Raw genomic sequence first — 7,890 nt, 5'->3', positions numbered from 1 at the left:
TTCAAAGAACTACTTGGTCGCTCATTTGCGACTTCCTTATGTTAACATCTTCATTAGTTAATGTCAACTAAGTTTTTCATTTCGTTTGTCGCTTGCGACGTTAATGTCATCGGCGACTTGTCCTATATTACACCCCTGTAGATCAATCGTCAATACTTTTTATCTTTTTTATTTTATAAATTATAAAAGCTTTGCCCTCTCTTAATTTCTAACACATCCTTAGAACTTCATAAACGTATGTATTCAAACTAACAATCTGCAGACTACACTCTCTAACTTAATACTAATACTTTTCTAAAGAATGAATGCGAGACCAAGTAAATATATATTAAGGATAATATTTTTTCTTTTCGTACGCCCCCCCTTCTACTCATCTCTAGGGGATTATATATAAAACATTTCTCTTCTTTACCTTTAATCAACAAAAAGGAAAAGAAATCTAATAAACTTAGGAGGCGTTATGAAATGCATGTTAATAAAAAGATAATTTATGTATCCCATGATGCCCATTTCCACGGAGCACAGCTACTTTCTTTACATACTATTAAGGCTCTTAAAGAAAACTTTGATTACTCTGTTGCAATTATTTCTATTGGATCCGGTATTTTAATTCCCGATTTCCAAAAGTACGGTCCTGTTTATTGTCTCGAGCAAGATTATCAAACAAAAGAAAAGGTCGAATTATTAATAAAGGATTTATTATCACAGGATTTTACCCTCGCCATATGTAGCACTGTCATAAGTGGCGATATCGTCGCATTACTAGCTAGACACAATATAAAAGTTGTTTCATTAATACATGAATTACCGCATTTAATACAACAGTACTCTGCTGAAGGGAAAGCTAAAAACATCGCTGAATTTGCTTACAAAGTTGTTTTCCCTTCACAATACGTACAAGAAAAATTTCGTACAATCACTGAATTGGATCCTCAAAAATGTCACATTCTCCCTCAAGGTTTGTTTAACCACAATCCTTATAAGAATAATATCGCAAAAGCTAGAAATGAGTTACGTAAGAAGCTTAACCTGCCTCTAGATAGCAAAATCATCCTGGGGGTAGGGAGAACAGATGTTCAATTCCTGAATACACTGCCCCCTAAATATAAAGCACATTTCACAGTAATCGATCCTACTCCCGATATCGGATTATATAACGCCGGAGCTGACTTATACTTATTAACTTCAAGGGAAGATCCTTTTCCAAATGTTGTTTTAGAAGCATTAGATGCAAAACTTCCTGTTATAGGGTTTAAAAATGCTGGAGGTTTTGAGGATGTTGTTACAGAAAAAACCGGTGCCTTAGTAGACTTTTTAAATTTACCCAAAATGCTAGAAAAAATATATGAATTTATTCATGATGAGGGATTACGATTACAAAAGGGAAGCTTTGGCCAAGAACTTATCGAAAAAAACTTCAATTTTCTTACTTACATTTATCAATTACTAGATCTTCTCGAACATAATTACAAAAAGATAAGCGTAATCATACCAAACTATAATTATGAAAAATACTTACCTGATCGAATCGAATCAATATTAAACCAAACCTACCCTCTTTACGAACTAATTTTCTTAGACGATGCCTCCACTGATCATAGCGTATCAACATTTAAAGAACTGCTCTCAAAAGAAAATAAGATCCATCTGAAGGTTCAACAGGTTATTAATGATACAAACTCTGGTTCTGTATTTAAACAATGGATAAAAGGCGTCACTGCAGCAACTGGTGATTATATTTGGATTGCAGAGGCCGATGACTTATGCGATAAGACATTTTTACAAGAGGTGATGCAGGGGTTTTATATAAATAACAATATTGCCTTAAGCTACACACAATCAAAACAAATAGACGAACAAGGAAATGTATTGGCTAATCATTATTTAAATTACACAAATGATATCGATGAAGAGAAATGGAAAGCCCCCTATTTTCGAAAAGGCGTCGACGAAATACAAGATACGTTACTTATCAAAAACACTATACCTAATGTCTCGAGTGTAGTTTTTAAAAATATAGATATGAAGAAAACAGAAAAACAGTTAGAAAAGTTCAAAATAGCTGGTGACTGGTTCTTCTATGTTTCTCTTCTTACAGAGGGAGATATTTACTTCAATCCAGCCCCCCTAAACTATCATAGACGACATTTAAATAGTGTAACAAGAACAGAAGATTCATATTCCCATTACAATGAAGTTGTGCAAATGCAAAATTTCATTAAAGAAAGCTTTACTATCGATGACATTTCTAAAATGAAAATGTATACATATAGAAAGTATCTTAAAGCATACTTAAAAATTTAAACGTATGCTTTCTCTGCCATCAATATCTCTTGTAAGGCGATACTATTATTTAAGGGGGAATACTCTTTGAAAGACTTTATAGAGGAACATAAAGATTTAATTTCTCAAATCGCACACAGCTACAATGTAAATGCAAGTATCCATCCTGAGGATCATATCTTTCAGTTCATTGTCACTAATCCCGTTTTCCCATCAAAAAAAGAAGCGATAGATTACTATTTTAAAGACGGGCAAAACTCAGCACAAATACTCTTAGACTTAATCACTTCCCTTTATCCTCCTACAGGCAATCCAATCAAATTGTTAGAGTTTGCATCTGGATACGGCTGCGTAACACGTCATTTATTAAATCTACAAGCGAATTTGAGTATAACCGCTTGTGATATACACGAAGAGGCCATTTCCTTTATTGAAAACAAATTAAATAATCCTTCTATATTATCTCATCCTGAGCCCGAACAGTTAAAATTAGACTCCTCTACGTACGATATTGTTTTTTGTCTATCCTTTTTTTCTCATATGCCTGATACAACTTGGTTTCGTTGGCTTCAAACATTGTATAACGCTGTTTCACCTGGTGGTTTATTCATTTTCACAACCCATGGCTATCAAAGTAAAAAATATTTCGGGTTTCCAAATTTAAACGAACAGGGCTATTGGTTTCTCTCTTCTAGTGAACAATTCGATTTAGATGTTAATCAGTACGGACAAACGATAGTTAGCCCCTCTTACGTGTGTGACAAAATTAAATTATTGCCCTATAACCCAATCATCAAAAAGTATACTGAAGGATTTTGGTGGGAACATCAAGACCTTTGGGTAATAGAAAAAGAAGTAAAATAATAAACCACGCTCTGCTTAAATACAAGTAGAGTGTGGTTTATTATTTTTTACTATATAAGAACTCTTCAATCCATAGCTTATTTAATCTAATCCCATTTTTAAAATCTATTTTAGGTTCCCAATTCAATTCTTGTTTTATCTTATCAATATTTAAAATGATTCTTTGGACGTTCTCTTGTTTTTGTTTATAACAGATAAAATCCACTTTTCTTTCTGTTATTTTCTCTAGTTCCACAATAATTCGTTTTAAAGAAAGACCTTTGCCACTCCCTATGTTATATACGCAAGATTTCAATTGATTTAATTGTGCTAGTTGTATAGTAATTTCAACTAAATCATCGATATAAATATAATCTCTAATAATCTCCTCTGGATTCCCATATATATTAATCCTTTCATTACTGAGATGCTGATACAAAAAACAATTTATCGCCCCAACTTTTTTTAAGGGGTTTTGGTATTTTCCATACGGATTAGAATATCTACATACAACATAATCTATTCCATATTTTCTCTTATAAAAATACAAATAATTCTCGAGCGAAACTTTTGTTATTCCATACGGGGAAAGTGGTCTTAATGGATGTTTCTCATCAATAGGCAAATATTCAGGTTCACCATAAACTGTGCCTCCTGAAGAAGCTAATATAATTTTTTTAATACGAAAACCTTTAACACTTTCCATGAAATTAAGAAAAAATAAACTGCTATTAATATCGCCGAAAACATCTTCAATTGAAGTTGCTACGTTAGACGTCGCAGCTAAATAAATAATAATATCTATATTCACTAAAGCCTTATATATATCCTCAACATTTTCTAAATCACCTTTAATAAATTCAACTTCACTTATAATATTTTGAGGAAAATTATTTATATGCCTGGAAAATACTTTTACATTTTGCCCCTGTTTCAATAAACCCAATGCGAGGTTGATACCAATGAAACTATTTCCACCTACTATTAAATAATTATTCTTCCTCATAATATCATCTCTCTAGTAATAAATTTTTCCCATCGTCAAACCTAAAAACATACACAAATAAACTGGATCATTTCGATTATTCATCTTCTTATCATTGTATGTTTGTTATAAATTTTCATTATCTTTATTTTCTATTTTCATTTTGGAATAACTTCCTTATTCAGATTGACTGCAAAAACACTCATAATATTTACTCATCCCCATGAATATATTTAATAAACAATCCTCACTTGTTTAACCCATAAAAAAACTTCTACATACACAAGGTTCTCAAAAAAAGGAGTGCGAAACTCATGAAAAATATAAATCAAGAGCTTTTAAATCATGTAATTCTACATAAAGACCGAATTCCGCATTACCATAAAGACTTTCCCCTTATACTATTTTGGAGTCACAGAAGCGGATGCACCGCATTAGCTAATTGGTTCTTTTTTCAAATTGGATTATTTACTGAAGCAAAGAAATACAATGACTTTATTCATTACTATGAGTTCTGGGTGTATAAGAACAATATAAATTACATACCAGAGTTACAGAATGGTCTTCTAGAAGGTAAAAAGGATGTTTGTAAACTTGTGCGAAATCCCTATACAAGGGCTGTCAGCTCATTTCTATTACTTGCTGACAATCCATACGCTAGCCCCCAATGGGAAAGTATCCGTCATTATTTTTATAATGATAAATATAGTAATCAAGGAATATCATTTAAACAATTTTTATATTACGTTCAGGCATTTGGTTCCAATTCCCTAGCAATAGATATACATTTTAGCCAACAATACGTCCCTGGTGAAGAAAACTTCATCCAATGTTATATTCCTTTAGAAGATTTTAATGCACAAATCACCAAACTAGAACACACGTACGATTTGATAAAATCCAATTTAGCACTTCTTACAAATTCAGATCATCATCGCGCCCACAAGATGATTTATGCAGGGAGCTATGCAGAACTTAGCATTACAGATGAAGCCTTCCCACGATTTCCAACATACGAAAGCTTCTATGATAAAGAAACCATGGATTTAGTTACAGAAATATATGCACAGGACTTTGAAATGTACCCGTACACGAGAGGGATACTTTAAGTCTATACATTTTTCTATGAATAAAAGCTAATGCATCGCATAGCATAAAGTGAAACTTTAATTCGAGTTGGGTTCTCTTCAACTGATTATTCCCTTTTCCTAATCGCTATTTTAAGAGATACCTAACTTTCACCTATTCCCTTTGATTTCGCCGATTGTTGACGTGTATCATACTTTCCATAAATAGATTGCATGTAACATAGGAGTGATGTCGTGTGGAAATCAATTTGAAACAGAATAATGGGTACTGCGTTATTTGCGAAAAGAAAGCTACATTTATAGAGCATAATGATTGGCTTAGAGATCATTATTTATGTTCTACATGTAACTCTATCCCAAGGCAGCGAGCTTTAATCCATACTTTACACACATTTTTTCCAAAATGGGATTCCTATAGTATCCACGAATCCTCTCCTGGAGGAATTACAACTCAGCTACTATTAAAAAACTGTAAAAACTATACATATTCTCAATACTTTAAAAACTATCCTCTTGGCCAATACTTTCAAGGAATTAGATGTGAGAACTTAGAAGACATGACTTTTGAAAATGAATCTTTTGATTTATTCATTACTCAAGACGTTTTTGAGCATGTAATGACACCAAACAAAGCCTTTAAAGAAATAGAACGAGTATTAAAACCTGGCGGCGCTCATGTATTTACTGTCCCTTGGTATCATACACTCACAAAAACTGTGCAAAGAGCAAGATTGAATAAAGAGGTGATTGAATATATTGAAGAGCCCATTTATCACGGAAACCCTATTGATGAGAATGGGTCTTTAGTAACGTTCGATTGGGGGCAGGATATGATTGAATATATTTATACACACACAAATATGTATACCATTGTTTATTTACAAAAGGATAGATCACTCGGGTTAGATGCTGAATTTTTACATGTTTTTATTAGTAAAAAGCAAGAAAATAAGGTTTAATCACTATATAATTCGGAGGTTTGACAAATGCATAACTTTAAGTTAGGAAGTGATTTTGATAATCTTGTTAATTCACTATCTGATGTTGAACTTCTAAATTTATTTATACAAAGTTGTTCCCAAACAACGATAAATGGGGTTCCCGTACCTAGGTTTCCTCCTGAAGAAATTCAAAAACAATTTGTAGGTGCTTCCTATGAACATGCTCTTTATGAAGCATATTTGTTTTATAGCTATATAAAACAATACGCCCAGAATTTAGGTGTTCCCGTGAATAAAGAAAGTAAAGTTTTAGACTTCGGCTGCGGATGGGGAAGAATTATACGCTTCTTATTTAAAGATGCCTCTGATCAAAATTTACTTGGCATTGATGTGGATCCTGCGATGATCACACTTTGTAATGAAACACTAGGAAGAGGGATATATAAAACAGCAAGTCCACATCCCCCTGTAGAATTTATTAGTGACAATTCATTAGATATCATATTCGCTTATTCTGTATTCTCACATTTATCCGAAGAAACTGCTGAAAATTGGATAAAAGAATTTTCAAGAGTTCTTCGCCCTGGTGGAATTTTCATCGCAACAACACAAGCGCGCTATTTTCTTGATTTTTGTCAACAATTCCACGAACATCCTGAATTAATTCAAACAGGATGGCATAAAACTTTATCTCAAGCTTTTCCAGATATACATCGCGCTATCTCGGATTATGAAAACGGAAAATTTGTCCACAGCGCTACTGGTGCAGGGGATGTTAGAAATAGTAGTTTTTACGGAGAAACCGTTATACCTAGGACTTATATTGAAAATCATTATGAGAAATATTTAAAGCTACAAGACTTTTTTGATGATGTAAATCGATTACCACAAGCCCTCTTTGTCCTTCAAAAAATTTAATTCCTTTTATTCAACGTAATACACTTAATTTCATGACGAAAAGCACTTTCTATTTCAGCTATATATCAAATTACCTAATACTCTCTTATTAAGTAAGCTGTAAAAGCAAATTCAATACATACCATAAAAAAAACAGTAAACAGCTAACATATCTCTTGTTTTAAAATTACTCCACCAAATGAAGAATAACTTCCCAACAATTAAACTACGAAAAACATGAGGGGGATATACTTTGAAAATAATCGCTTTTTACTTACCACAATTCCATCAAATTAAAGAAAATGATCGATGGTGGGGGAAAGGATTTACTGAATGGACAAATACTAAAAGTGCACGACCTTTATTTTCAGGACATTATCAACCGAGGGAACCTTATCAAGATTTTTATTATGACTTAACTAGCCCCTCCGTAAGAAAGTGGCAAGCAGAAATCGCTAAAGCATACGGTATATATGGTTTTTGTTATTATCATTATTGGTTTAAGGGAAAAAGACTATTAGAAACCCCCTTCAATGAGGTACTAAAGATGAAGGAACCTGACTTCCCTTTTTGTCTTTCTTGGGCAAATGAACCATGGACAAAATCTTGGGATGGTCTCGATAAACATATATTAATGCCTCAAGATTACGGAGATATATCTGATTGGAGGGAACACTTTGATTATTTATTACAGGCTTTCCAAGATGAGAGATATATTTATATAGATGATAAACCTCTATTCATTATTTATCGTCCAGGACATATTCCTGATTGTGAAAAAATGCTTAATTACTGGAATGTAAATGTCAAGATAAACATGTACATTTTCGCTTGTTTAAGCATGTACAAAATC

General features: G+C 32.8%; 7 protein-coding genes. 6 read left to right on the top strand and 1 reads right to left on the bottom strand.

What is annotated here, in order from left to right; translation table 11 throughout:
• Positions 1-465: 465 nt before the first annotated feature.
• Together CQ064_RS32390 and CQ064_RS32385 are read left to right on the top strand one after the other, a co-directional pair.
• The gene (locus CQ064_RS32390) at positions 466-2,304 is read left to right on the top strand and encodes a glycosyltransferase (protein ID WP_000558362.1); all 1,839 of its coding nucleotides are present in this window, start codon (positions 466-468) and stop codon (positions 2,302-2,304) included.
• 66 nt (positions 2,305-2,370) lie between these two features.
• Positions 2,371-3,147 (top strand): class I SAM-dependent methyltransferase, encoded by a 777-nt coding sequence (locus CQ064_RS32385; protein WP_000651236.1) that lies wholly within the window; start codon positions 2,371-2,373, stop codon positions 3,145-3,147.
• A gap of 40 nt (positions 3,148-3,187) precedes the next feature.
• Here the strand turns inward: CQ064_RS32385 and CQ064_RS32380 are convergent, their stop codons facing one another.
• Positions 3,188-4,132, bottom strand: a complete 945-nt coding sequence (locus CQ064_RS32380) for an NAD-dependent epimerase/dehydratase family protein (RefSeq protein WP_001230830.1) — start codon at positions 4,130-4,132, stop codon at positions 3,188-3,190.
• Positions 4,133-4,425: 293 nt separating this feature from the next.
• On the opposite strand from CQ064_RS32380, the gene CQ064_RS32375 reads away from it, so the two are divergent.
• The 4 genes from CQ064_RS32375 to CQ064_RS32360 form a co-directional block, all read left to right on the top strand.
• Positions 4,426-5,220, top strand: a complete 795-nt coding sequence (locus CQ064_RS32375) for a sulfotransferase family 2 domain-containing protein (protein ID WP_000790050.1) — start codon at positions 4,426-4,428, stop codon at positions 5,218-5,220.
• Between the two features lie 215 nt (positions 5,221-5,435).
• Positions 5,436-6,158: a class I SAM-dependent methyltransferase gene (locus CQ064_RS32370; protein ID WP_000405128.1), complete on the top strand. Its 723-nt coding sequence runs from the start codon at positions 5,436-5,438 to the stop codon at positions 6,156-6,158.
• A 27-nt stretch (positions 6,159-6,185) separates the two neighbouring features.
• Positions 6,186-7,058 (top strand): class I SAM-dependent methyltransferase, encoded by an 873-nt coding sequence (locus CQ064_RS32365; RefSeq protein ID WP_000551407.1) that lies wholly within the window; start codon positions 6,186-6,188, stop codon positions 7,056-7,058.
• 232 nt (positions 7,059-7,290) lie between these two features.
• A partial coding sequence (locus tag CQ064_RS32360; RefSeq protein WP_105559731.1) for a glycoside hydrolase family 99-like domain-containing protein occupies positions 7,291-7,890 on the top strand: 600 nt, incomplete at its 3' end.

It is taken from the genome of Bacillus sp. MYb78 (genome assembly GCF_002975115.1).
Lineage (GTDB): Bacteria > Bacillota > Bacilli > Bacillales > Bacillaceae_G > Bacillus_A > Bacillus_A cereus.
The sequence above is the reverse complement of the archived record's forward strand: the minus strand, read 5'-3'. Positions and strand labels throughout refer to the sequence as shown.